Source organism: Microcoleus sp. w1-18aA5 (assembly GCF_036701705.1).
Classification (GTDB): Bacteria; Cyanobacteriota; Cyanobacteriia; order Cyanobacteriales; family Microcoleaceae; genus Microcoleus.
In genome coordinates this window covers 131860-157780 of the sequence record NZ_JAUPTE010000001.1, presented here as the reverse complement: position 1 = coordinate 157780, position 25921 = coordinate 131860, and the positions used below count along the sequence as shown (strand labels likewise).

Here is a 25921-nt window from a genome sequence, read left to right as displayed (position 1 = left end):
ACTAATGTAGCAGGACAGTCATAGCAACCAAGTGGGCACAACCGAATTAAAAGCGGCGGTTTTTACGATTTTAGATTGGGGATTGCCAGGGGGGGAACCCGATCGCCAATCCCCAATCTACCTAGCTGGCTAGATAATCGTTGATATCTTGCTTGCGCTTGCGGAGTTTGGTCAAAGCTTCCCGTTCTATTTGCCGCACTCGTTCCCGACTGATGTTGAGACGATCGCCTATTTTGGCCAAAGTTAAGGTTTGCCCGTCTTCTAAACCGAACCGCAAGGCGAGCACTTCTCGCTGTTGCTGAGTCAGTTCCGCCATTAGCTGGTCTAAGTCAGTCCGCAGGGAAGATTGCAGGGCAAAATCTTCTGGCGTAGTACCCGTATCTTCCAACAAATCGCCCAACTCTGTATCTTGATTGTCTCCCACGCGCAAGTCCAGGGAAAGTGGCAGGCGCGCGCGATCGAGATATTCGCGAATCTGTTTGGGAGTCAACTCTAACTCGGATGCCAATTCAGCAGCCGTGGCCGCGCGACCAAGCTGTTGAGCAAGTTGGCGCTGAGCTTTTTTAATTTTGTTGAGCTTTTCGGTGATGTGGATCGGTAAGCGGATGGTGCGGCCTTTTTCGGCGATCGCCCGGGTAATTGCCTGACGAATCCACCAATAAGCATAAGTAGAAAATCTGTAGCCCTTAGTCGGGTCAAATTTTTCTACTCCCCGCTGCATCCCGATCGTGCCTTCCTGAATTAGATCCAGTAAATCTACGTTGCGCTTGATATATTTTTTGGCAACAGACACTACCAGGCGGAGATTCGCTTCCACCATTTGGCGCTTTGCCCTTTCCCCGTTTTCGATCGTCCGCTGCAACTGTGCCTCAGACAGCCCAACTGCCTGTGCCCATTCAGCCGCCGTCGGGTCGCGGCCTAACTCTTCGGCTAAAATATTTTTCTCCTGATGCAGTGCGGTTGAGCGCTGTACCTGTTTCCCATAGAGTATTTCTTGCTCATGGGTCAACAAGGGAACGCGGCCGATTTCCCGCAAGTAAGCGCGAACAGAATCTGTATCTGAGGACTTAAGAGTTTTCATGAGCTTTTCCCGCTGAGGATCTGTGCCTCTAAAGGTTTGCGGTAGTCGCAAACCCCTAGCTTTAGCTGGGAAGGAAAGCGGGCGGGGACTTGCGCTTTCCTTCCATTTAAAGAGGCTTAATTTTATGGTAGCTAGCTACTACTCCCAGTCAGCACCGTCTCAGGTTAGGTTTTGGTTGGGGCGTGCACAATACTACGTTATGTTAAGAATCTTAACATTTGTGAGAGCAATTGGCTACACTTCTTCATATTTATTTCATACCAGGCTGGACTGTTGATACGAGAGTACCCGCTTTCCTGGCTTTACAGTTTGCATCAATATAAACAAAAGCCGCCACATCTCAGGGGGGAGATTGGTAGAGGGGCAGGGCTGTTTCATTATCTTGTAGGGGCAGCCCCCGTGGCTGCCCTGAATATGAAGTTACAGATATTGATGAACCCGCCCCAACAGATAATGACTCATAACTAATGACTAATAACTAATGACCGAAAGCATCCAGGATACCCGCCACGTGATTCATCCGTCCAGAAATAAAAAACCTGTATCCGATAAACTTGCCCCCGAATTTATCCGTGGGATCAATGCTTCAATTCTTTAATCTAAAATCTAAAATCTAAAATCGATTGACTTCTTTGCCGTTGAGCTTCGTACATGATGAGGGCTGCGGCGATCGACACATTTAAAGATTCTACGCCACGACTCAGGGGAATTTGGATTTGTCGATCGGCCAAACTCCTCAATTCTTCCGACAAACCAGAGCCTTCGTTGCCCAAAACTATCAGAGTCGGCACTCGCAAATCTACTTCCCAATAACTTAAACTGGCCCCGGCGACAGTTGCTAAAATTTGCATTCCTCGATTTTTATACGCGGAGACTTCGGCGGTTAAATCTGGACTGACGGCCATTGGCAGCTTAAACCAAGCTCCTGCCGAGGCGCGCAGCACTTTGGGATGGTCTAAATCGGCGCACTCAGGGCTCAGCAGCAAACCGTCGGCATTAGCAGCCGCAGCCGTGCGGACGATCGCCCCCAAGTTGCCGGGATCTTGGATTGTTTCTAGGGCTATTCCTAAAGTTGACAATTTTGCGGGATCTGTTGCAGTGCGGGGTGCGGTGGCGACAATGCCGTCGGGTTGGACTGTAGTGGCGATCGACTCTAACACTTTTGCACTTACTAATTCTGTGCGATCGGCTAAATTACCAACTTGCTCCCAAAGTTTCCCGTGATCCTCCAGCCATTCGGGAGTGCAGCAAACCGTTGCTAGCGGGTATTTTGCCGCGCAAGCTTCTTCGAGCAAGTGCGTCCCTTCGAGTAAAAATAATTGTTGTTCCCTGCGTCCCTTCGAGCTGTGGAGCTTGCGGATTTCTTTAACTAGGGGGTTTTGAATACTTGTCAGCATTGTTTAATTCAGCAGAGCGAATGGGGTTATTGCCTGTATCGGGTTAACCCCAAACTTCCTTCTGCCTTTGGAATGCGGAACCCGGGACTTGAACCCGGAAGGCTTGCACCACATGAACCTGAATCATGCGCGTCTACCAATTCCGCCAGTTCCGCATCGGTCACGAGTTACTACATTGCCATATGTTCCCCAGTTTGTCAAGTGTTTTAAGGAATTTATTTTTTTTCTGGGCTGCGAGTAATATTTTGCACAAATTACTGTTCGGGTTGAGAAATGCTTTAGTTTCGAGGATTTACTGTTAGCCAAACATTGCAAAACGGTGTGTAGTTGAGTACGGTGCATCAGATCGTGTCCGGTTATTAATAATCCACAAGCTTTGATCTGACGCACCCTACAGGATTTGCTGAAAAAATGGGAATCTAATCAGCCAAATCTGCGAAAACCTCGCGCACGGCCAGATGCACCAAGCGGTGATTCTGCACGTTCAATCCCTTCGCCAAACTCGGATTCATTTCCAAAGCTTTAATCCCGTGATTTGCCAACTGCAAAACATAAGGCAAAGTGCTGTTATTCAAAGCTTGAGTCGCAGTCCAAGGCACGGCACCGGGCATATTGGGCACGCCGTAATGCACAACTCCTTCCTCAACATAAGTAGGATTTGTGTGTGAAGTTGCCCGCAAAGTTTCCACGCAGCCGCCTTGGTCAACGGCTACGTCAACAATCACAGAACCGGGGTGCATCTTCGCAACAAATTCGCGAGAAACCAGCACCGGAGCTCTTTTACCTAAGACCAAAACCGCACCGATTAACAAATCGGCATCGGGAACAACTGCTTCAATTTGCAAAGGACTGCTATAGAGGTATTCTACTCTGGAACCGAACAGAGTTTCCAAGTAGGCTAGGCGATCGACATTTACGTCTAAAATCTGCACTCTCGCGCCCATTCCTACAGCAATTCGCGCTGCTTCTGTGCCGACAATGCCGCCGCCCAAAATCACAACTTTACCCGGTCTTACGCCCGGTACGCCACCCAAAAGTACGCCCCGGCCACCTTGCTGTCGTTCCAGAAACCGAGCTCCGAACTGCACGGACAAACGCCCTGCAATAATGCTCATCGGTGTCAGCAGTGGCAATTTTCTGTCGGGGAGTTCGACGGTTTCGTAGGCGATGGCCTGGACTCCGCTGCTGATTAAATGCTCGGTTAATGTGCGATCTGCAGCCAAGTGCAAATATGTAAACAGCAACTGCTCTTTTTGAATCAGCGGATACTCAGCAGGCAGCGGTTCTTTAACTTTAACAATTAGTTCGCGCTTCCAGACATCGGAAGCCTTTAAGACAATCTTAGCCCCTGCTTGAACGTAGTCCTCGTCTGCGAAACCGGCCCCAGCACCAGCATTTGTTTCCACAAAAACTGTGTGGCCTTTGTCCGAACAAGCCCGGACACTTGTGGGGCTAAGCCCGACTCGAAACTCTAAATCCTTGATTTCCTTGGGGACGCCTATTTCCATCTATAACCTCTAATCTCAGGCATACGTAGATCGAATCTAACCTAAAAACCATCCCCAGCGGGACAATACCATTGTAGATTTTAGATTTGGCAATCCGGCAATCCGGCTAGGAGAATATTTGTTGAGTTTTTATTCAGTGCGATCGCAATTTCTTCAATTTAGACTTGAATTACATAATTTTTTGATTGATAGATCGACCGCAGATGTAGGGCTGATTAACACAGAGTAACGCAGATAATTTCAAGAAGAGTCAATATATTTGATCTGTCACTTATAATTTAACAGGCATAACTCGTCCCCCTATCTAAACAAATGCCACGCATACCTACCTTAACATTCGATCGCGGAACGCTGCTGCTACACCCGCCGCCCAAAGGCAGAGACTGGGTGGACTTTGCGACATGGGACGATCGCGTGGAAAAATACCGCATTCGAGCCATTCACTACCGCCCGCTGGTAGAATGCCTCCAAGCCGACTGCATTCACTTCACGGACGAAGCTAGGGCATACGAACTACTCGAACTCGTACCCAGCGTGGAAATGCAGCCTTACCCACATCAAGAACAGGCCCTCGCAGCTTGGCAGGAAGCAGGAAGCCAAGGAGTAGTAGTCCTCCCCACCGCTTCCGGCAAGACTTATCTGGCACAATTAGCCATGCAAGTCACTGGTCGCAGTACATTAATTGTAGTACCAACTCTGGATTTAATGCACCAGTGGTATGCTAATTTAAAGGCAGCTTTTCCCGACATCGAAATCGGGTTGTTGGGCGGAGGTTCGCGGGACAAAACGCCAATTTTAGTGGCAACCTACGACAGTGCAAGTATTCATGCAGAAACCTTGGGCAATAAATACGGTTTGCTGGTTTTTGACGAATGCCATCATTTGCCAACGGACTTTTATCGAGTAATTTCCGAATATGCGATCGCACCTTTTAGACTCGGACTGACAGCCACACCCGATCGCACAGATGGCCGCCACAGTGATTTGCATTTCCTGATCGGCCCGACAGTATTTAGCAAAAGACCCGAAGATTTGGCGGGCGATGCTTTAGCTGACCATAAAATAGTTCAAATTATGGTAAAACTGTCAAAAGAAGAAACCGATCGCTACGCCGAATTAATCAACATTCGCAACGACTTCTTAAAACAGTCTAACATCAAAATATCCAGCCTCGAAGGTTGGAAACAGTTTATCATGGCAAGCGCGCGATCGCCCCTGGGACGGCGCGCCATGCTAGCCCACCGCCAAGCCAAAGAAATCGCCCTTTGTACCGAAGGAAAACTGCGAATTTTAGCCAACATACTAGCAGAACACTCTCCCCAGCGCACCCTAATTTTCACCGGAGACAACGCCACAGTTTACCGAATTTCCCAAGAATTTCTCATCCCCACAATTACCCACCAAACCCCTGTCAAAGAACGCCACGAAATCCTCGATCGCTTTCGCAGCGGCGAATACAAAACCCTCGTCGCCTCCCACGTCCTCAACGAAGGAGTGGACGTTCCCGACGCCAGAATTGCTATCATATTGTCAGGCACCGGCAGCGAACGCGAATACATTCAGCGATTGGGTCGAGTTCTCCGCAAAAGCAGCGATGTAAATAAGTTAGCAATTCTCTACGAAGTCGTCACCGAAGACACCAGCGAAGAAAGAACATCCCAACGCCGCCGAGGAGGAATGCAGCCTCACAAACCCCAACCACAAACACAAATAGAACCGCCAAAGCCAGAATATCAGAAACTAGAAATTGTCAAACCGACACCCATTTACGGAGTCAACCGAGAGACAACCAAAAAAGCAGCAGAATCACCCGCAAAATGGGGAGAAGACAATGATGAAATTCCCTGGTAGCAAGCCTAAACTATTCCTGAACACTCTCTTTCTTTCTCTGTCTTCCCTTCGCGTTCTTCGCGTCTTCGCGGTTCGTTAAAAATATATTAACAAATGCTACCCACTGATTTATTAAGTCACCGCCAAAACGGAGAATCAATTATTCCTCTCCGCCTCAAGATAGATGCTAAAAACTTAGAAGCAGCTAAGGAAATGATCGACTGCTTTCAAGAGTCGATCGGCAAAACCCAAGGCGAACTCGACGGGCGCTTGCTAGAATTAGAAGGCGACAGCCCGGATTATCGGCTGAAACGGGGATTAGCGCACCTGCTGAAAGGCGGTTTCTGCACCTTGGAAGTCATCAGTCCCCTAGAACCCTCAGAGTTGAGACAGCGGGTTTTTGCATTGTCCGCCCGATCGACTCCCAGCCCTCAATCCACCCAATTAACCCTGGAAAAAGTAGCAAGTGAACTCAGCCAAGAGTTAAACAGAGAAGTTTTGCCTCACGAAATCACTACAGGTTTATACGCCGATTTAAACGAAAACAAAATCCTCACTGAGTTTAATGCACCAACACCCGAAAACTTGCTTCACAAATACAATCTTTCTCAAGTTCAAGGCATATTTTACCGAGCAAGTCAAGTCCAATTAACCGCCCACCGCAACGATCCAGGAGAATACAAACTCTTATTTCGCTATCTGAAACTATTTCAATTAATGACTTACATCGAAGGCGATGCAGACCACGGTTTTACACTGACAATAGACGGCCCTACAAGCTTATTTAAACCCAGCACCCGCTACGGCTTAGCCCTGGCGAAAATGCTGCCGGCACTGCTGCACGTCACCAAATGGAGTATGCACTCGACACTGCACACAAAAGATCCTTTTAGTGGCGTTTTGAAAACAGGTAAGTTTACCCTCAATTCCGACTGCGGTTTAGTCAGTCACTATCCCCCTGGCAAGCCTTATGATAGTATGTTAGAAGCCGCATTTGCTGAAAGATGGAATTCCACAAAAACCGAGTGGCAACTAGAGCGAGAAGTTGATTTAATTCCGATTCCAGGTAGTGTGATGATTCCCGACTTTCGGTTAGTGCATCCCGACGGGCGAGTGTTTTTATTAGAAATAGTTGGCTATTGGCGGCCGGAGTATTTGCAAAAGAAATTTGCACAAGTACAGAAGTCTGAATGCGATCACTTGATTTTAGCTATTTCCGAACGGCTGAATTTAGAAAAAGCCGGGGTGAATGTAAATGATGTGCCAGCAAAAGTAGTCTGGTTTAAAGATAAATTGTTGCCCAAATCAGTCCTGGAAGTCCTCGAATAGTAGCCAATCCGCGCATCAGTTGGAAACTTCTTTCTTTCTCTCTCTCTGCGCCCTCTGCGCCCTCTGCGGTTCAAAAAAATCCTCATCAAAAAACATCGCACATTCCCAGCTATACTAAAATGAGAATATCCCCAAATCCTTGCCACCGCTTACTCTCACCCTAAAACCGATCGAAAAATGGCAGACACAAGTATTGTCGAAAGAATCAAAAAGCTTTTAGCCCTCGCCACCTCATCCAATGAAAACGAATCGACTGCAGCAGCCGAAAAAGCTTCCCTTTTACTGGCCCAGTACAATCTCAGCCTCGCCGATTTAGGGCCAAATCACCAAGAAGAGATTGACGAAAACTCCGTTGAAACAACATCCAAATTTGTTACTTGGAAAATGATGCTGCTTTCGGGAATTGCCGACGCTAACGGTTGCAATGCCATGCGAAACACTTATAATGGCAGTATGTTTTTGGTGGGAACTTCTACAAACCTGATTGTTTGCAAACATCTGTACGAGTATTTGAGTTCGGCGATTGAAAAAAGGGCTAAATACCGCAAAGGAAACGGCAGGGGGTTGGCGTATCTGAATGCTTTTCGGGTTGGATGCGCGACAAGGTTGAGACAAAGATTGTTGGAACAAAAACAGGAGATGGAAGAGTCGGGGATTCCGGGTTCGGGGGATGTGGCGGCGACTCCAGCGATTGTAGTGCGATCGATGTTTGAGAAAAATCAACAGGCGATCGCTGATTATCTAGAGGGCCGAGGGGTTAAAATTAGAACGAGAACAGATTCTCAAGTCAGCAGCGCGGCGGGTTTTAATTCGGGGTATGAAGTGGGCGACAAAATTAGTTTGCACAAGCAAGTGCAGCCGCAAGGGGATATGAAACAACTGAATGAATGTCTTTGAGTTCTTGATAGTAATTGATGGATAATCAAAACAGGGATAAAATTAAAGCAAATTACAACTTAGGTCAGTTTGTGCACTGAAAAGTTGAGTAGGATGTACCTTTCTGAGAATTTATCATCGCAATTAAATATTCCTGACTCTGAAGTCAACCCAAATTCTTCCATAGTTTGGGAATCATCTTGAATCTGAGCTTCTGTTGTTTCAGGAATTTGAACTGGGTTACTGTCTTGGGTTTTTAAACATCAACTTTTTGGTAAATATAATCAACAGTCTGTTCAACGGTTGTAATTGTCTCGGCAGCTTCATCGGGAATTTCAATGTCGAATTCCTCCTCGATTGCCATAATTAGCTCTACTGCATCGAGAGAATCGGCTCCTAAATCATTGGCAAAATTAGCGTTTATGGTGACTTCACTTGCATCAACTGCTAGCTGCTTGACAATAACCGCTTTGAGTTTTTCATAGATTTGCTGCTTAAGCTTACCACTTGGGGAAGATTCAGCAAAAACGTTAGGAGTAGTGGTATCAGTGGTAGTTTCATCAGGATCTAATTCTGATTCGTCTTCCGATTCATCCCGGACTCGGAAGTAGTAAAAAAGATTAGCAACAGCCAAATCTGAGGCTTTTTCCAAGTTCGATGATACTAAACTTTTATGACCCGCTATTTCCCCTTGCTTAATAATATAATTTTCATACTCTGGACGCTGCTGCGGATCGAGCATTAATTGCAGTTGAGTGCGAAGCGCATAAAAATGAGACTTCGGCCGCAAATTTTCATAAAACAACTGTTCATCCGGTATCGCTAAAGCTGTTGTGGCTGAATTTTTATCCCCCATAACAGCTAAGTCTGATTTACTCAAATCAGCACTCTGCAACTCCTTTAACTCACTTGGCGACAAATCTTTAATCCATTCAATCTGATGAAGCCAAATGTCTAAGGCAGCTAAATCGTGATTGTGAATTCGGGTGATTTCAGGAAATAGAAAATCAAGCTCTTCGTCAGAGTCACAGCCTTGTAAAATACCGAGGCCATCTTGACGGATTTGTTTTTGAAGCTGAGAAAGCCGATCGCCCGCAGCACCAAATTCATTCTGCACCTGATACGTGCCAATAATACTTTGCTCGATCGCCCAACTGCACTCTAATCGGCGCAACTGTCCCGCCGCACAAGTTTCTTCTAATAAATGCGGATTTTTGTAGTCTGCTAAAGCCTGAAACAACATCCCCCGCGCTGCATCAATTTCAGCATTGCGGCGGTTGATATCTTGCAGTTGCAAAGCCGATCGCATTCGTTGAATTGCTTGCGTAAATAACCCGTAAGCCCGCACTAAAACTAGCCGATGATTCTCAAATGTCATCTTTTCGACAACTTCCGAAATTTGTTGCTTAATTTCCGCGCCTTGGTATTTTAAAAGTTGTTCTAAATTGATGAAACCGTTTTCTACTTTGACTTCCAGCCTTTCTACAGCTTTTTTGAGTTTCAATGTCTGGTGCAAATTGACTGCTGACAAGGCTACCCCAGCCACAGTTCCCACACCAATGACGGCTGTTGTCGCTTGCAGCACGCCCAAACTCGCTTGGACGGCTTGAAAGCCCATGTGCATTTGCTGCATCTGCAAGCCTTGCATCGCAAACTGCAACGGCGACACTAACGGCGATAGCGGGCTGTTGTTGAGGGCCGCGCCCACGGCATGGGCTACGAACTGTCCCGTCGCTTCATCTCTGGCCATGCCGATCGGCACTCCAGCGGATGTAAACACTTGTGCGTACTTGCCAGCCTCGATCGCAGCCTGTACCGCTGCGGGAAATACAAAGTTCATCATTACTTTTTACCCCGGTAGCATACCAAAGAATAACTTATCTCTTATGATAGATTAAATAAAAAAAATTATAAATAGACGCCGAAAATGGACACTTCACTAATTAGTTCACAAACGGTTGAGCTTATTTCCCGACTGACAGGGCAAAACCTCCGAAAAGAGGATATTACTCCGCCTGTGCTTTTCCTGGCGGGGCTGATAACGGTGTTGCTGGGAGTCATTCATGCCGACGGTACGGTAAGTGCTGAGGAAACGCAGCGATTGCGGACAACTTTTACGGAACTTATTCCCGCTAACAACAATTTGCGCCCATTGGTAATGCCGATGGTTAAGAGCGTGCGGGAACAGCAAGTTTACAAGAAATTGACCGCGTTGCTGGCGCTGACAGCGTGTTTTTCTGAGGAGGAAAAACTGCTGCTGATTAGTTTTGGGTATCAAATGTCGGCGGCAGATGGGACAATAGATAAACGCGAAAAAGAGTATTTGACGATTGTCGCCAACAAACTCGGAATCGCTGGGCGATTTTTGACTGTTTTGGAAGCCAGTTTTAGCAGTCAAGCAATAAGCGATACAGCAGCTTTAACAGAACTCCACTCGTTACTAGATCCAGCGCAATTTCAATCTCTCGATTCTATGTTTGTCCGTGCTGCCAGTCACATTATCGGACACTTACCAGCAAAACCGAAATACAAAACAAATCAAAAACTGTCAGTTTCGTCCTATCAGGAGTTGAAAAAATTTCAACTGTACCGACAACAACTGGATGCTGTTTGTGGAAAACTTTATTTAACTCTGCAAGATGGAAGCGAGCGCAATGTGCTATCTCCTACTTTAGCAGAAGAAGTAACGAAAGTATCTCAGAGATTGCAATCTCCATGTTTTCGCGTTGCTGTTGTCGGCGAGTTTAGTAAAGGCAAATCAACTTTACTCAATGCCTTACTCGGCGAGGAAATCCAACCAGTGCGGGATATTCCCTGTAGCGGTAATGTGACTATTTTGAAATATGGTTCGCAGCGCCGGGTTATTTGTCGCTACAAAAATGGACTGGAGGAAGAAATTTCACCTGCACAATATCAAGAGAAAGCTTCGATTTCGGAAGAAGCGGCTTATGGTTCTTATGCCGAGGAAATTGCCAAGTCGGAAATTGCCGAAATTGTTTTTGAGCATCCCGAATTAGAGTTGTGCCGCAATGGGGTAGAAATTATTGATTCTCCTGGGTTGAACGAACAAGCAGAACGCACATTAATCACCCAACAGGTACTCAAAACAACTGATGCCGTTATTTTCTTAACTCATGCTCAAAATGCTTTAACCGAGAAAGAGCGAGAACTGCTTTTGTACTTGAAAAAAGAACTAAATTATGGTAATAAGGAAGGCGCGGGTAATATTTTTATGGTAGTTAATTTTTTCGATTTGCTGCGGCGGGAAGAGAGTCGCCAGCAGGTACGAAAAAGGGTGGAAACAATTGTTAAAAGTCAAAATTTAATTGCTGGTGAAAACCGGATTCATTTTATTTCTGCTCAATCTGCATTGGAGGCGATTTTAGAAGGAAATGAAAATGATGATTATCTAAAATATTTTCAGGGTTTTACTGATTCGATTGAGAAATTTCTGACAGTTGAACGGGGGGCGATCGCACTTCGGCAGTCCGCCGCCGGAATTAAGCAAATTATTGACACTGGTTGTGAGGAATTGAATCAATGGGAGGAAATGTTAGAGGGAAAATTGACAGTTGATCAAGGAGATAAGCAGAAAATATTTGAACAAATGGCGGAAGTAAGCGGTCGCGAGGTTAAAATTAGATTTTTAGCTAATGAATTGATGGAGCAGTCTTTAGAAGAAGCTATTGAATCTTGGCATAAATGGGCGGAAGGATTGGGACAACGTTTGGGATCAAAAAGTCATCGCTGGACTTCCGGACATAACCATATTTGGAGTCAAAACAAATTGATTAAAGATTATTCTAATCAATTTGTCCTAGACATGACCAAAGAAATAGAAGATTGGGCAAGTCAAAAAGTCAAAGCAATTTTACAACAAAATGTGGCTGTTTTAAATAACCAAATCAATGAAGATATTTATGCAATTCGGCTGGAGTTTCAAAATTTCGATAAGCAACTGAGTAGTAACCTTGTCAGTCAATTTAATAATTTGGCGATCGCAGGTGATCTGGGCGGAATTGGGATCGGTGGAAGCGGTATCGCTTCATCGATCTCAGATATTGGAGGTCCTGGAGGTTATCTTGGCGGTTTAGGCCTTGGTGGATTAGTAGCGGCGGGATTGCTGTTTGGAGGAGTTGGTATTATTCCAATTATTTTGGGTGCCTTAGCTGCTGGTGGAGGTGGTGCATTTGGATTGGGAATGCTAGATGTTGATGGAATTCATAACCAGATTAAGGAAAAAGTTTGTGAATTAGGCTTTGAGAAATTTGGTGAATCGGCAGAGTCTATTTTTGAGAAGGTACAAGAAAGAGTTATTGCAGTATTTAACGATCGCGCTGATGCGAATAGCGATGCGATGTCAAAAGCTATCTCGCTGTGGGAGAATTTGTTAGAACAGCAGGAAAAGCGCGATCACCAAAATCAAGCAGAATGCGAAGCCGAAAAGGTTTGGCTGGCTGACAAACGTCGGGAACTTGAACAAGTACAGAGTCAAATTGAAACAATCTTAAATCAAAGTGCCCGCTAATTCAATGAGTAACAGGTAAGCGCAAAAAAACCATAGTACCTTGTAAATACTATGGTTTTGTCGCATTGCGTGACAGTCAATAGTCCCACCGCCCCGAGTTAAAGTTTTCCCGCTGTCACGCACCCTACGACTGATATCTTGCACAGAGTACGATCGCCCTCAATCAATCAATCAATCAATTCCGCCTCTTCAAAAATATGTCTAGTTGTCAACTCCAAACCAGGCAGCAACTCATCTACAATCGGTGTATTATCCGTATAAACTTGACTCGAACCATCGGGTAAAAAGCTTTTTATTAAAATAGCCTCTGGATCAATCACCCAAACTCGCGGAACGCCCGCCGCCAAATAATCTTTCGCCTTCTCTTCAAATTCCTTTATACTTTGATCAGGCGATATAATCTCAATCACCAGTTCAGGAATTGCGGGACAAGCTTCATTTCGCCGCCAACTTTTCGGCAGACGTTCATAAGAAATGTACGTTAAATCGGGAACAGGTACCCAATCTTTATCCTGATGTTTTAACAAAATTGCCCATTCTGGAAGCACTCGCCCCAGTCCTTTACACCATACACGAATCAGGCGACACAAAGCTCCCTGTAAACTCGAATGAAAAAATTTTGGAGACACTTTAGGAACTGCTTCACCATCTACAAACTCACAATATATATCTCCGTGGGGCAAAGCTAGAAATTCTGCTAAAGTGAGTTTGGTTCCGATGCCTACCATGACTCCCAGCCATCTCGCTAATTAACTCAAATATCAATTATACAAAATTTTCCAACATTCCTAGAAGTACGATCGCCCCTGGGCCTCTATTCCAAAAACCGAATAACAAAATCCCCGACTTCTTAAAAAAGTCGGGGATTTAAAAGTGATCGCATTTTAGGTTAGGCGTTTCGCCTGTTTCTATGCCAAAACTGGCACGGGCTGCGGCCAACGTCCCATGACTTTACCTATCACCGCCAATTCTTCCATCAACTTGTCGAACTGATCCGGTGTTAAAGATTGCGGCCCGTCAGACAAAGCTTTTTTCGGATTCGGGTGCACTTCTATCATCAGCGAATCTGTACCAGAGGCGATCGAAGCAAAGGCCATCGAGGGTACAAACTGCGCCCAACCGGTGCCGTGACTGGGGTCAACCATAATCGGTAAGTGAGTCAAAGTCCGCAATACTGGTACTGCCGACAAATCGAGGGTATTGCGTGTATATTGCCTGTCATACCCGCGAATTCCGCGCTCGCACAAAATCACGTTCGGATTGCCAGAAGCCATGATATACTCAGCAGCCATCAACCATTCTTCAATGGTGGCGGAAATGCCGCGCTTCAGCAAAACAGGTTTGTCTTGAGCTCCGACTTTCTTCAACAGTGAGAAATTCTGCATATTTCTCGCCCCGACTTGGATCACATCGGCTACTTCTACGATCGCACTTAAGTCCGCCGCATCCATAACTTCGGTGATAATTCCCAAACCACTAGCTTCCCGCGCCGCAGCTAGCAATCCCAAAGCACTCTCGCCGTGGCCTTGGAAAGCGTAGGGGGAAGTTCTCGGTTTGTACGCGCCACCACGGAGAAAATGAGCTCCAGCAGCTTTGACGCGCATTGCTGTTTCGACAATCATTTCTTCGTTTTCGACCGAGCAAGGGCCTGCTACGATCGCGATCGGGTGATGCAAGCCGATCATTACAGTTCCTAAAGGAGTAGCAACCGCTACTTCGCTGGCTTCTCCTTGGCGATATTCGAGAGAAGCGCGTTTGTAGGGTTTTTCCACGCGCAGCACTTCCTCAATCCAGGTGCTCATTTCGCGCAGTTGCATCGGTTCGAGCTCAACGGTGTCGCCCACCAAACCCATGACGGTTTTGTAACGGCCGACGATTTTTTCTGGTATCAAACCCCAGCTAGTGCGGAGCTCTTCGTCGATGCGATCGATCTCGGCTTCTGGAGTGCCGGCTTTCATTACAATAATCATATTTTTTTTGCCTTTTCTGTTGGGCTAGAAACGGATCATGACTCTGATGCACTGAGAAAAATAGATGCAATGGCGATCGAGAATCTATTTATATCAGTATTTTTAGCATTGTTGTGGGGTGGGTTCTTATTCCCTCCCCAAGGACAAACTCGCTAATCGTTAACAGCTTAGTTTTTTAGCTAATGACTAATGACTAATAACTCATGACTAATGGCTAATGACTAACTTTTTGGCTTGGCGGCGCGCCACGCTTCTCGCATCCGTCCAAAATTGGTATTAAATTCTTCCCACCCCAGAGTGCTTCCTGAAACTTCTTCATCCCAGGAAGCTGAGAGGACTCCGTAGCTTAATCCCAGAACGCCTAGACCAAAACAGCCCATGCTTACCAGCAATACTGCTGTGTTGGGCAGATCAAACAAGCCCTTGCTGACTACCAAATAGCTGACAAAAAATGTGGAAATTCCCAGGATTGTCGGTATGCCACAGAATACCGCTATGCGGGATATCATGCGTTGGCTGACTACTTCTGGGATGGATTGCGCCTGTTTTCCGGTTTTGTTAGCTTTCGGCTGCTTGTCGGCAGAATCCGACTCTAAGGCTAGGCTTGCTTGGGGTTCTGGGGGCTTTTTAGGCGTTTTTTTACGATTTGTTGCCGGTTCAAAGGGCAAGCGCTTGCGGGGTGGTTCGGAGGACATATTTTATCTCTGACCTGAAATCTCGAACATTTTTCAATAAGTCTTGGTGTTTGTCCAAGATTAAAGAATATTGTCGCAAATTTTGGCTTGGGTGTTTAGCCGCGAATGCCTAGACGGGCAATCAATGCTTTGTAGCGATCGACATTTTGCTTTTGGATGTATGCCAGCAGGCGCTTGCGGCGGCTGATCATCATCATCAAACCGCGCCGGGAGGCGAAGTCTTTTTGGTTGATTTTCAGGTGGGCGCTGAGTTTGGTGATGCGATCGGTCAGCATGGCGACTTGGAGATCTGCTGAACCGGTATCGGTTTCATGGGTTTGGAAGTCGCCCATGATTTCTTGTTTGCGCTGTTGTGTAAGAGCCATGAATTGATTTTAGTTTTTTTTGTACGATTGTCACAATCTCCAATGTTATCACAGGGGAAGCATAATAACGATAAAATTTTTGCCAGGGATGGGTTTGTTGGGTCGGTCGAATTTTGGTTTTTCTTCCCGGTTTCTCGATAGGGTAGGGGATTATCGGCTCAAATAGGCGATCGCCTCACGTATCCAATCATCCGCATCACCTTTTGCCGACAAAGTGCTGTCTTGACTGAGGGTTTGCAGCGCTTGCAACACTTCAGCCGCAGTGTATCCCATCGCCAGCAGGATCATCTCGACTTCTTCTTGAATAGCTGGGGGGACTCCGGCGGCGACTGAAGTTGTCAAACCTGCTTGCTGTCGCCATTCCGAGAGTTTGCTTTTGAGTTCCAGGGCGAGACGTTCTGCGGTTTTTGTACCCACGCCCGGGGTTTTGGCGAGGATGCGGGTGTTACCGCCGACGATCGCCTGGACTAAATCTTGCAATCCTAAAGTATCGAGAAGTGCGATCGCCAGTTGAGCACCCACACCGCTAACACTCGTCAACTGCCGAAACAAATCGCGTTCTGCCGCGCTGCCAAAACCGTACAATACGATTTGGTCTTCCTTAACTTGCTGGTGGGTAAAAATTTGGGCGACTTCGCCGGATGCTGGCAATTGACCGGTCACGCGGGGCAAAATTTGGATTTCATAGCCAATTTGATTGACTTCGAGAGTCAAGATGACGCGGTTGCTGCCTTTGGCGATATCGGCGACTGTGCCTTTGAGATAGCTAATCATAAAGTTAATAATAATACACCGCTATTCGTTTTCATCAAAGTCGGCGATGATGTTGCGGATTTCGTTGAGACTGATATCTGTTCGATCTGATTTTGAGTAAATGGTTAACAAAAGTACGCTGACGGGCGATTCGACTTGATAAATCATGCGATATCCTGCACTTTTTCCTTTTTGGATGTTGCTGTTTTTCACCCGCACTTTTAAGATGATATAATCTTCGCCCATTCCGGGAATGCGATCGCCAATAAAATTTCCAGCCTGTATTTGTTCAATTACGGGCTGGACATCATTGCGGATACTGCGATATCTTTTCGATAGGGCATACAAATTTTCTTCAAAGTCATCCGCAAATCTGATCGTGATTGCTTCGGCTTCATTCGGCATCGATTCTCTCCCACAGTTCCGAGATTGGTCTGGTTTGTCCCGCTTTGGCTTGCTGCAACGCTCTTCTGAGACTAGCTTTTACTTCTTCAACTGGAGTATCGTCGGGGTCGTCTTCAGCTTCATCTGTAGGTTCCTGAAAAAGGACGATGATTCGCACGCGGCCGGGAGTTTCTGCGGTTAAAGGTCGATCGAGCAATAATTGACCTTTTTCGTCGATCGTTCCTGTGACTTCAAAGGCTTTCATTTGTTTCTCCTGGATTTTTTTAAATTAATACTATTATATAACCCTGTCCCAGCGATGTTGTTATTCTCAAGCCAAAATAAGCTGCTGTTTAACCAAAGACAAATCAGTCTTACCAAAATTCACAACCAAAGCCACATTGAAATTTTCCAACGATTTGACAAACCACATAATTTCATTAGAAGCTTTACCTTCATAGTGATTAAACAAAATAGAAAATCGGTTTTCCAACTCTGGTTTAACTTTGCCCGAAAGTAGAACGAGTTTGAGCAGTAAACCCATTGTCCTGCTGGCGCCGAGGTTGTACACCAAGTCGTAAAAAACGTAGTGGCTGAGATGTTGGGAATTTTCCACTACTAAGAAGTTGAACAACTGGTGGCAAGTCCGAACTAACAATAGATTATTAAATTTCACCGAGTCATTCTCTCGCAATGTATTTTTAATTTGCTTGTACAAACGGTCATTAAATTGACGCCCGCCGTATTCTGGTTCTACCGACGATATTAAATATTCATATAAATCCACTTTAAATGAGGCGTAAGATGGAGTTTTTCTGGAATCTCTCAGGAAAAATTGAGCCGCTTCTTTGTAGCTGCGATCGCCTGCTACTTTTCCAGCAAATTCCCTGACCGCTAAGTGCAGTTCTGCATCATTCAAAAGTGTGGGATTAGCCGCTCGCTGCACAATTCCTATTTCTGTATTTCTCGGCTCAACCATATAATTTAAATATTGAGACAAATGTGTTTCAAATTGTCGCTGTCTTTGAAATGCCAGTTTTTTTATGGTTTGTTGGTCTTCCTCAATGCTGCCCTTGCTCAGCAGAGAATACCCGTACAAATAAGGATACCGACAGATTAATTCGCCCAAAGGCGAATCTGTATCTTGTTGCTGCGGTTCCGCCTCTCTATCTAGGGCTTTTACTAAGCGCTCTAGGGTCTGAAATTCTTCACTTTTAGTAAAGAAAGCTATTTGTTCTTGCAAGCGCTTGACTATGTAAAATTCTGTCCCGAATCGGGGAGAAGCCTGCTTAAATAAAGCTACCAACTTGGCGATCGCGAACTGGTTGTGTGATTGCAATTGCCAGCGGTTGATCGGGATGTAGCAGCAGCGGTGGAGGATATATTTAAAGTGCTGATCCAATCGCTTGACGGAGACTATACTGTACAAAGTTGCTTCAATCTCTCGATCGGGATAGCCCATGCCGTCGATAAATAGCTTTCGGAACCGCTCGATCACCTGTGCGGGGGATTCTGTTTCCACGCAGGAGACGATGTGATCGTACAATCTCTGTTCGTTGCTGCCTGTTGGAACACTATCTGAGGGCGGGGTGAGGATGCGACTGTCTGCATCTGTGTCTACGCTGCTGTCTACAACTTGTGCGACAACCACTGTCGGTTTGTCCTCAAAAGTTCGATCGGGATTCAAGAACCAATAGTGTTCTTGGCTTAATTGTTTGTCCGCAGCCCAATCCAAAGCTGACTGCAAACTTTCCCCTGTCAATAACAGCGATTCATCTTCGCGGTCTGAACCCAGCCATGCTGCTAGCGCCAAGCGGTACGGAGCCAATTTTCCCAGCTCTTTTTCTACCCAAAATCGATTAAAAACTGACTGATAAATTAGGTTGGCAACTATTAATTTACCCTGAGATTTAACCACCAGTCCTGACAGTTGCAATTCGATTTTTTCGGGAGAGTATTCTGCTGGTATTCCCTGCGATTCCCCCGGTTTTGTTGCCTTGACCGGTTGCAAAGCTTGCTGGTACAGCGTTAACAGATGCGTGAGGTCGCAGTGGCTATGGAAAATGCGATCGCGTATTGCTGTCAAATGTTGGGGTTCGTCTTCTTCTTCCCAATTTTTAATAATTCTGTGTTTGACCAGTTTTTCAACTTGCTTAGCTTCGGAATTTCTGCCAATAAAAGGCCCGTATTCAAGTACCAAGTGGCAAAGTTTTTGAGTTAGAAACGGTTGACCGCCCGTCCAAACTAATATTTCTTGGAGCACTTTTTGGGGGCGAAAAGCTTTCAGTGCTAATCCTTTTGCTAGCGGCAAACTTTCGTGCAGTTGGAATCGACTTAAATGAATCTGCCGTCCAATATTAAATGGGTTACATCTGGGATCTCGGATCAATTCTGAGGGGGCTGCTACTCCCATAACAGCAAAAGTCAGGCGATCGTATTCCGGTTGCTCTGCCCGCTTGGAGTAACAAGCCCGGATCAAAGCAAAAAAATCGCTGGTACTGAAATTTAGGCTGCTGATGCTGTCAATGTCATCGATGAAAATTACCAGATTTTGCTGAAGTGACTTGAGCAAAACTTTTTCGATAAATATCTCCAATCGCTGCACCGGCGATAGCAGTTCGCGATCGTTCCACCACTTGATGGCATCAAACCTGTTTGTGATGTGTAAACTGCTGGCCATGCGGTACATGATGCCGCCATACCACTTTTGGGGGGAGATATCTGGGCTGCTGATGCTTCTCAAGTTGATGGCGGCAAAAACTGTACCTTCGGCTTGCAACCTTTTGGCCGTTTGCACTAGCAGGCTGGACTTTCCCATTTGTGGCGAACTCAACACGTAGCAGAAGTCTCCGGCTTTGAGTCCTTCGTAGAGCTCGCTGTCTGCCGATCGCCTGACATAGGTGGGCGCAGCGGCAGGCAAATATCCTCCGACTTGATATTGGTACGTTGAGTTGACTTCTGCTGTCATCTGGGAATTCATCAAGATTTTACACCCCTATGCTGTGCGATCGAAAGGTTACAAATTGCAATTATGGCCCGCTTATAGCATTTTATATTTTAGATTTTAGATTGGGGAATGACTTATTCAATCAGGGTTTGGAGTTTGTCTGTTGCATTTGCATGGTTTTTTTTGAATCTGCCTTACTATGGTGGAAAATTTTTCTTCCTCTTTCTCTATTGTCTACTAGCTCAGCTTTCTTCTCGTCAATCTTTACCGTATCTTTGCAAGCGTTCACCCCAAATCTTACGATCTGCCCAATCGTAGCGCGCCACTTGATTTTTTACACTCGTTCACATAATTGATAAATTTTCAGTCGATCGGATTGAGAACGCTCAAACGCCGTTTTTTTCACATTTTTTTACAATAATACTTTAAAATTCACCCGGTGGTATGATGTGGGCAGGGAAACTCCTAACCACAGCGCCGTCAACCTTCTGCCTTTAGCTCCCCCTGCCGGATGCCGCAGAAAAACGCGATCGCAATGGCTGCCAATAAAAAACCCCAGCGTTTTGCTGAGGACTGCTTGAGTGGGAGATATCGTTAATCTGCGTTTTTTTAGTTGACTTAGATTGCATGGAATTCCATGCTGCTGACTTTCCCCGGGCTTTCGCGCTGGGGGATTCCTAAGAACAAACTTTTCAGGATGCATCCACAAAAAGTTTAATTCTTAAAGGCTTTGTCAGTACCAGGCTAACCACTCGCTCAACTATAAAAGTTAAGTCGGTGGCTAATTGTAGAAGATGCGCCCTGATGGCTTAACTACCCGATGGATTAGCACCCTGATGGCATAACTCCCTGATGGATCGACGCCCTGATGGCTTTCGCTCCACTACCCAAAAAATTCGGGTTGATGGATGATCGTGGACATTAGTAACACGTCACTTCCGGCGGTTCCGATCACAAGCGGGTGTGCCTGTCTGAATTGATTATGGCAGGCAGATTTATCAGAAGACAAGTGGGCTATTGCATCAACCCATTTCTGACAGATCGGGTTAGCCAAAAAGTGTCAATCTACGGAAATCAGGGTCATCGAACATGAAAAACAGCATCTTAGTATTAGGGGTAATTGCCTCGGCTGGCTTCGGCTTTCTCCAGGCAGGCAGCACCAGCGCTTTAGCGATCGCCCCACAACATTCATCAGCCAGCAGTTTGACGGCTTGGGAGAGTCGTCCCGACTTTAACTACACTGGAACGAATGAGGATGGGGAGCAAGAAGAGGTAAAAACGCGTAAAGGCAGGAAATAATTGGCGCTATTGTGTGGTTCGCTCTGATGCGGTTGTGGTTGTAGTTGTGGTGCTTGTTGTCCGAACCGCCTCTGATCGAGGCGGTTAAAACTCGATCCCAAGATCAGTCTACCTAATCCCAGGGGTGGGGATCAGTTTCAGAGAACGGTGGATGGGAAAATAAATAGGTAAGGCGAGTCTGTCGGTGGAGTTTCCCCGCCTATCAACTTCCTTACCTTCTGATGTTCGGGATTTGGATCTGGCACAATCGTATTTCATCTCGTAAAAACCCAATGGAAAATACTCTCGAAACTACCCGCAGACAGCGCGTATTGACAAGAACCCAGGAACGGCGTCAGGCAACACCCAAAGAAAAACAGTTAATTCATCTGCTAGCCAATATGGCTTGCAGTTTGATTAAATACGACTACAAACACGCAGCGGGCAAGGGCACCCTCCCGCCTTCGGAAAGCAAGCGTTTAGCGGAATGGCACTACCTGCGAGTTCAGCAAATTCGCCGGATCGAACGCTCATTGGAGCCTGTAGCGACCCTTAAGCGCGTGTACTACAAGAGCATCCTCAGTCCGAGAGATCTGAAGTCTTTGAAACTTCTGTGGCTGGAGGAGGACAAAAACCGTGTCAAACGGGTCGATCCTGAGTTGGACGACATCCTTAGCGAAGCTTTGGATCGGGGAGATACTTTAAAACAGCTATTTCACTCGATCGAAGTCAAAGAACGCACCTTTTCTGAAACTCCTCGCCCCGGCGCCGTCCCGCTGTGGGTCAAAGAGTGGGAAGACTCGGAATATGACATAAACTTTTTTCCGCCTTCGTTCTCTGCATGGGTTTCAATCGTGGATGACTAGGTTCGAGAAAAACTCTTTGACATGGCATCGATTGTAAATTTCAGATGGTAGACTTATTTGCTATTGCTGCCATTGGCGAAAAGTGTACGGGCGATCGATCGGCTAAACTAGGCAGCGTGGCGCGCAGGCATCCGAGTACAGAGAAGTGAATCCGAGTCAGTACCATTGTACAATGGGGGAAAACCAGGGCTTCAGCTAATAGCTGATAGCTGATAGCTGATAGCTGATAGTTTCTCATGACTGACTCGATTTCTACTTCTCCTCTAGACTCGGCGGCCGATACAGCCGAACTCCGCTCTCAGTTGAGGTCTGGTTCGGAAAAAGCTCAACTGCAACTGCTGCAACAACAAATAGCAGATTCCGGTTGGGATGTATTGATGGAATTTTTATTAGAGCGCAAGTCAGAGGCACCGACTGCGGTAATGGGTAAGGCTTACCAAATTCTTTACAGTGCTAATTCTCCGAGAGCGACGGAGTTTTTGCAAGCGAATTTTCCGACTGGGGTTGTGCCGCTGCGATCGGACTCTAACATTGATTACACTCCGCTGCAACAATTATTGGCGTTACAGGAATTTCAAGAAGCCGATCGCTTGACTTTAGACAAGCTTTGTGAATTAGCGGGTGATACAGCTTCCGTGAGAAAGTGGCTGTATTTTACGCAAGTTGAGAGTTTGCCGGTGGCGGATTTGCAAACAATTAATACGCTGTGGAAAGTTCATTCTGAAGGCAAATTTGGCTTTTCAGTGCAGCGGGAAATTTGGATCGGTTCGGGGAAGAATTGGGATAAGTTGTGGCCGCTAATTGGCTGGAAGAAAGGGAATAATTGGACGCGGTATCCGCAAGAGTTTATTTGGGATTTGAGCGCGCCGAGGGGTCATTTGCCGCTGTCGAATCAGTTGCGGGGAGTGCAGCCTTTTGCAGCTTTGATGGCTCATCCTGCCTGGTTGAAGTGAATGGTTTTGGGGCTTTTGGAGAATGCGGGCCGGGTGGATGTTCGGCCCGACATTTGTTGGTGAGGGGGTGTGGGATGTGACGGTAACAACCGCGTCAAAACATAGATAGGGCTTGCTGAATAAGTTAGAGGATGTTTTAAAAGTGGGGGGCTATTGTAAGAAAGCTCACAAAGCTTAAGCTGAGATTTGTAGATAACAGCACTTTGTGAGCAAATGACGTGCAGCATATCCTAACAACTTGACGTGGGAACAGTGGGAACTAATAGCAGACCTGTTTCCAGAAGCTTGCGCCCGGTGTCCTTGCACAGTATCGATTTATGCCGTGATAAATGCAATCCTCTATGTAGGGCTTGCTGAATAAGGAATGATTAATTTTTAAATAGTGGTTCTTGATAAAGCGGCACAGTAAAAGTAACAGTAGCTCCGAGTCCTTCCCCCATACTGTAAAAGTTTACTGTACCCCCCATTGCTTCTACCAGTTTTTGAGAAATAGCCAACCCCAAACCGGTGCCTCCGTATTGTCTGGTACGATCGCCATCCACCTGAAAAAACGACTCAAATAATTTATCCTGCTTGTCGAGAGAAACGCCAATGCCAGTATCAGCGACTCGGATTTTCACCATTCCGGGGAACTGCTGGTTGTGAACAGTCACCTTTTTCTTAATAACCTCGGCACTGATGCGAATTCCCCCTTCTCCGGTAAATTTAATCGCATTGCCCGTGAGGTTCAAGATTACCTGAAGCAGGCGTTGGTAGTTGCCGTACACAATAATCTCGTCCTCCACAGGGGGTTTTTGGATTTGAAATTGCAATCGCTTTTGCTCGACTTGAACCCGTGTAAAATTCTCAACTTGTTGCAACAGTTCACCGAGTTTGACGGGAGCGAGGTCTAACTCCATTTTGCCAGCTTCGATTTTAGCGACATCCAAAATATCGTTAATCACATTGAACAAATGTACTGCTGAGCGGTAAGCTTCTTCGATAAATTGGTGCGCTTCTTCCGGGTCATCTGCCATGCCATCCATAAGCAGTTTTAGGAAGCCAAGGATGCCGTTGAGGGGGGTGCGGAGTTCGTGAGAAGTATTAGCAAGAAATTGACTTTTAAGTTGGGAAAGAGCTACGGCTTCGGCGCGGGCCTGTTCTAATTCTTGGTAAAGTGTAGCGTGGGCGATCGCACTGCCGACTTGAGCGACTAACTCGCGGGCGAATTCGAGTTCGACGGGACTCCATTTCGGGGAACTGCCGCACCGGTGCAAACATATAAGTGCATTGGGTTGGTCTTCATAGGAGGTAGCTGCTACGAGCACGGAATGGCGGTGGAAGGGATCGGCGGCAGGGGAGGCGTAATCGACTGCTACTGGTTTTAAGGTGGCTAAAGTTTGAATCCATCCGGGCTGTTCGGCTGCGCGCAATTCTAATCCCAGCATAGAAGAGTAAGCTTCTTGGCGGTATTCAGCTACTACTTTAAAAGTTTTCGATTGGAGATTTTCGATTTGTGCTGGAGAAAGCGAGGGCGAGGAATCGCTAGCTATTGACTGTTGTAATTCGGCGGCTGCGGCGGTCGATTTTTGCTGATTTTCTGAGGCAAGGAAGGGGGAGGTTTCGAGATTTTCGCTGTCTTTTTTGTAGGAACAGATGATACAGCGACTCGCGTTTAAAACTTGACCCAAGCTGTTAACAGTTTGCTGCCAAATGGTGGCTAAATCGAGGGTTTTGTGCAGGTTTTGAGCTATTTGGGAGATGACTTTACGATCGATTTCCGAGTACGGAGGGAGCGATCGACCGGGGATACGGCTCGCTGGAAGCGACATTTGTTGGCGGGCGTCCAAGGGGGATGGCAAAGCTCGATAGAGCATGAATTCTGGGGAGTCGGGCCGTCTGTCTGTGGGTTTGTCAGACAGCAGCCTTCCCATAACTAAGACTTTTGTAGCTTTGCCGTTTGAGTCGATCGCCGGAGTGAGTGTCAAATCGAAGAGAAAATATTGTCCGGCGTGGCAAAAGGGATAGCTGAACCGTTGCGGTACGAGGGTTTCGAGCGTCCGCCGCAGGATATCGAGATAAGGCGCTGGGGCGATGGGTTGCAGGGTTTCGCTGAGGGGGCGATCGACAAGTTGTTCTGCTGTGAGGTTGTACTGCTCGGCTTTTTGCCAGTAAAAAGATAGATATCGACCAGAGGCGTCTTGGGTAAATACTAATTCTGCTCCTAACTCTTGAAAAAAAACTGTAGAGGCGAGGCTCGATCGCCGGAAATCTGTGTTAGAGTCCATCAGAGTAGGGGATGAAAGTAGTTCTGCTTTTGGATTCTTGAGTTTTTAATAAAGAACTCAAGAGTCCCCATTGTTTTTGGCTTCTACTGTTAATTTGTGAGTTATTAATCACTTAAAAAGTTGTTGGCTTCTTAATTAAAACATTAATTGATCAAAACTCACAATTTGCAATAATTTTAGGCTTCTACTATTGACTTTTGAGTGATTAATGAGTTCATAAAATATTAATTCGTTAATTCTGAACTCAACTCAAAACTCAAAACTATTCGTTTTCAGCCGTTTTGGGTAATTTAAAGATAAAAATTAAGATTGAGAAATTAGGAATCTGCACCGATTAACTATCAAGTGTGAAAATTACGCCAAAATATGAGGCTGCCAACAACTCTAGTCCGGGAATGGCTCACGCATTTTTTCACTCACCTGGAATAGTTCCGAGGTTGTGATTTAGCCGAGTTCACTCGCCCACCACCTGTAGCTTTAGCCACGAAATCTGCAGGAGATCGCCCGCGCGCTCTAAATTTCACAGCCTGCAGATTTGCGCGCGCCGTCTGGGGCGAGAGTACCTCAGTCGTTCCATTCACCACGCGGCGGGACTGGGGGGTTGCGGCGTAAACTCAGAGCCAGCTCGTCTTCGCGGCGCTCGCCTCTGAGCCACTGCTTGATTGCTGTTTCAATGACTTTGCTGGGGTCATTCGTCAAGTGCTTAATTTGGTCTAGCAGTTCAGAATCTATATGGATAGATAGTTCCACTTTTTCTGACGAACTGTGGGAGGGTATACTTGACTGGCTCATAGTTAAAAAATCCTAGTTTTAATTCTTAGGTTTCAATTCTTTTGATGACAAGCGACTGGACTAGATATTTGCAGTCCCTGATTTGCACCCCACCTTTCCTCA

22 protein-coding genes and 1 tRNA gene are annotated in these 25921 nt (G+C 46.2%); 7 read left to right on the top strand and 16 right to left on the bottom strand.

The window, feature by feature from the left end; translation table 11 throughout:
* Positions 1–121 precede the first annotated feature (121 nt).
* The 4 genes from Q5691_RS00715 to ald form a co-directional block, all read right to left on the bottom strand.
* Positions 122–1081, bottom strand: a complete 960-nt coding sequence (locus tag Q5691_RS00715; protein WP_333214865.1) for an RNA polymerase sigma factor, RpoD/SigA family — start codon at positions 1079–1081, stop codon at positions 122–124.
* Positions 1082–1680: 599 nt separating this feature from the next.
* Positions 1681–2478, bottom strand: a complete 798-nt coding sequence (locus Q5691_RS00710) for an RNA methyltransferase (protein WP_333343726.1) — start codon at positions 2476–2478, stop codon at positions 1681–1683.
* Between the two features lie 73 nt (positions 2479–2551).
* Positions 2552–2633, bottom strand: a tRNA-Leu gene (locus Q5691_RS00705).
* Positions 2634–2897: 264 nt separating this feature from the next.
* Complete coding sequence (gene ald / locus Q5691_RS00700; protein ID WP_333343725.1) at positions 2898–3986, bottom strand: alanine dehydrogenase; 1089 nt, start codon at positions 3984–3986, stop codon at positions 2898–2900.
* Between the two features lie 312 nt (positions 3987–4298).
* Between ald and Q5691_RS00695 the strand changes: the two genes are divergently transcribed.
* From Q5691_RS00695 to Q5691_RS00685, 3 genes are all read left to right on the top strand, one after another.
* Positions 4299–5837: a DEAD/DEAH box helicase family protein gene (locus Q5691_RS00695; protein WP_333343724.1), complete on the top strand. Its 1539-nt coding sequence runs from the start codon at positions 4299–4301 to the stop codon at positions 5835–5837.
* 93 nt (positions 5838–5930) lie between these two features.
* Positions 5931–7145, top strand: a complete 1215-nt coding sequence (locus Q5691_RS00690; protein ID WP_333230719.1) for a DUF790 family protein — start codon at positions 5931–5933, stop codon at positions 7143–7145.
* Between the two features lie 177 nt (positions 7146–7322).
* The gene (locus Q5691_RS00685) at positions 7323–8042 is read left to right on the top strand and encodes a DUF2786 domain-containing protein (protein WP_333258900.1); all 720 of its coding nucleotides are present in this window, start codon (positions 7323–7325) and stop codon (positions 8040–8042) included.
* 235 nt (positions 8043–8277) lie between these two features.
* On the opposite strand, the gene acpP is transcribed toward Q5691_RS00685, so the two are convergent.
* Positions 8278–8508, bottom strand: a complete 231-nt coding sequence (acpP, locus tag Q5691_RS00680) for an acyl carrier protein (protein WP_333156689.1) — start codon at positions 8506–8508, stop codon at positions 8278–8280.
* 1440 nt (positions 8509–9948) lie between these two features.
* Between acpP and Q5691_RS00675 the strand changes: the two genes are divergently transcribed.
* Positions 9949–12549: a dynamin family protein gene (locus Q5691_RS00675; protein WP_333296388.1), complete on the top strand. Its 2601-nt coding sequence runs from the start codon at positions 9949–9951 to the stop codon at positions 12547–12549.
* A gap of 167 nt (positions 12550–12716) precedes the next feature.
* Here Q5691_RS00675 and Q5691_RS00670 read toward each other — a convergent pair whose 3' ends face one another.
* From Q5691_RS00670 to Q5691_RS00635, 8 genes are all read right to left on the bottom strand, one after another.
* A complete protein-coding gene (locus Q5691_RS00670; RefSeq protein WP_333343723.1) occupies positions 12717–13277 on the bottom strand; it encodes a Uma2 family endonuclease in 561 nt (186 codons plus the stop codon).
* 180 nt (positions 13278–13457) lie between these two features.
* Positions 13458–14519, bottom strand: a complete 1062-nt coding sequence (gene aroF, locus Q5691_RS00665) for a 3-deoxy-7-phosphoheptulonate synthase (protein ID WP_333156678.1) — start codon at positions 14517–14519, stop codon at positions 13458–13460.
* A gap of 221 nt (positions 14520–14740) precedes the next feature.
* Complete coding sequence (locus Q5691_RS00660) at positions 14741–15214, bottom strand: PAM68 family protein (RefSeq protein ID WP_333214842.1); 474 nt, start codon at positions 15212–15214, stop codon at positions 14741–14743.
* Positions 15215–15309: 95 nt separating this feature from the next.
* The gene (rpsO, locus tag Q5691_RS00655) at positions 15310–15579 is read right to left on the bottom strand and encodes a 30S ribosomal protein S15 (RefSeq protein ID WP_333205659.1); all 270 of its coding nucleotides are present in this window, start codon (positions 15577–15579) and stop codon (positions 15310–15312) included.
* 150 nt (positions 15580–15729) lie between these two features.
* The gene (gene ruvA, locus Q5691_RS00650) at positions 15730–16353 is read right to left on the bottom strand and encodes a Holliday junction branch migration protein RuvA (protein ID WP_190742029.1); all 624 of its coding nucleotides are present in this window, start codon (positions 16351–16353) and stop codon (positions 15730–15732) included.
* Positions 16354–16374: 21 nt separating this feature from the next.
* Entirely contained in the window at positions 16375–16737 is a 363-nt protein-coding gene (locus Q5691_RS00645; RefSeq protein ID WP_333343722.1) for a type II toxin-antitoxin system RelE/ParE family toxin, read from the bottom strand.
* Positions 16727–16981, bottom strand: a complete 255-nt coding sequence (locus Q5691_RS00640) for a type II toxin-antitoxin system RelN family antitoxin (RefSeq protein ID WP_333343721.1) — start codon at positions 16979–16981, stop codon at positions 16727–16729. The genes Q5691_RS00645 and Q5691_RS00640 overlap by 11 nt, the downstream gene beginning before the upstream one ends.
* A gap of 66 nt (positions 16982–17047) precedes the next feature.
* Entirely contained in the window at positions 17048–19684 is a 2637-nt protein-coding gene (locus Q5691_RS00635; protein ID WP_333343720.1) for an AAA-like domain-containing protein, read from the bottom strand.
* Positions 19685–20752: 1068 nt separating this feature from the next.
* On the opposite strand from Q5691_RS00635, the gene Q5691_RS00630 reads away from it, so the two are divergent.
* Together Q5691_RS00630 and Q5691_RS00625 are read left to right on the top strand one after the other, a co-directional pair.
* A complete protein-coding gene (locus Q5691_RS00630) occupies positions 20753–20962 on the top strand; it encodes a hypothetical protein (protein WP_333216230.1) in 210 nt (69 codons plus the stop codon).
* 272 nt (positions 20963–21234) lie between these two features.
* A complete protein-coding gene (locus tag Q5691_RS00625; RefSeq protein WP_333175374.1) occupies positions 21235–21807 on the top strand; it encodes a hypothetical protein in 573 nt (190 codons plus the stop codon).
* Positions 21808–21847: 40 nt separating this feature from the next.
* Here Q5691_RS00625 and Q5691_RS00620 read toward each other — a convergent pair whose 3' ends face one another.
* A complete protein-coding gene (locus tag Q5691_RS00620; protein ID WP_333083152.1) occupies positions 21848–22045 on the bottom strand; it encodes a hypothetical protein in 198 nt (65 codons plus the stop codon).
* Here Q5691_RS00620 and Q5691_RS00615 point away from each other — a divergent pair.
* Positions 22044–22760 carry a GUN4 N-terminal ARM-like repeat domain-containing protein gene (locus Q5691_RS00615; protein WP_333216231.1) on the top strand — a complete coding sequence of 239 codons (717 nt, stop codon included), beginning with the start codon at positions 22044–22046 and terminating at the stop codon, positions 22758–22760. The genes Q5691_RS00620 and Q5691_RS00615 overlap by 2 nt on opposite strands.
* Positions 22761–23128: 368 nt before the next feature.
* On the opposite strand, the gene Q5691_RS00610 is transcribed toward Q5691_RS00615, so the two are convergent.
* Together Q5691_RS00610 and Q5691_RS00605 are read right to left on the bottom strand one after the other, a co-directional pair.
* Entirely contained in the window at positions 23129–25027 is a 1899-nt protein-coding gene (locus Q5691_RS00610) for an ATP-binding protein (RefSeq protein ID WP_333343719.1), read from the bottom strand.
* A gap of 564 nt (positions 25028–25591) precedes the next feature.
* Complete coding sequence (locus tag Q5691_RS00605) at positions 25592–25819, bottom strand: type II toxin-antitoxin system CcdA family antitoxin (protein ID WP_015176471.1); 228 nt, start codon at positions 25817–25819, stop codon at positions 25592–25594.
* Between the last annotated feature and the right edge of the window lie 102 nt (positions 25820–25921).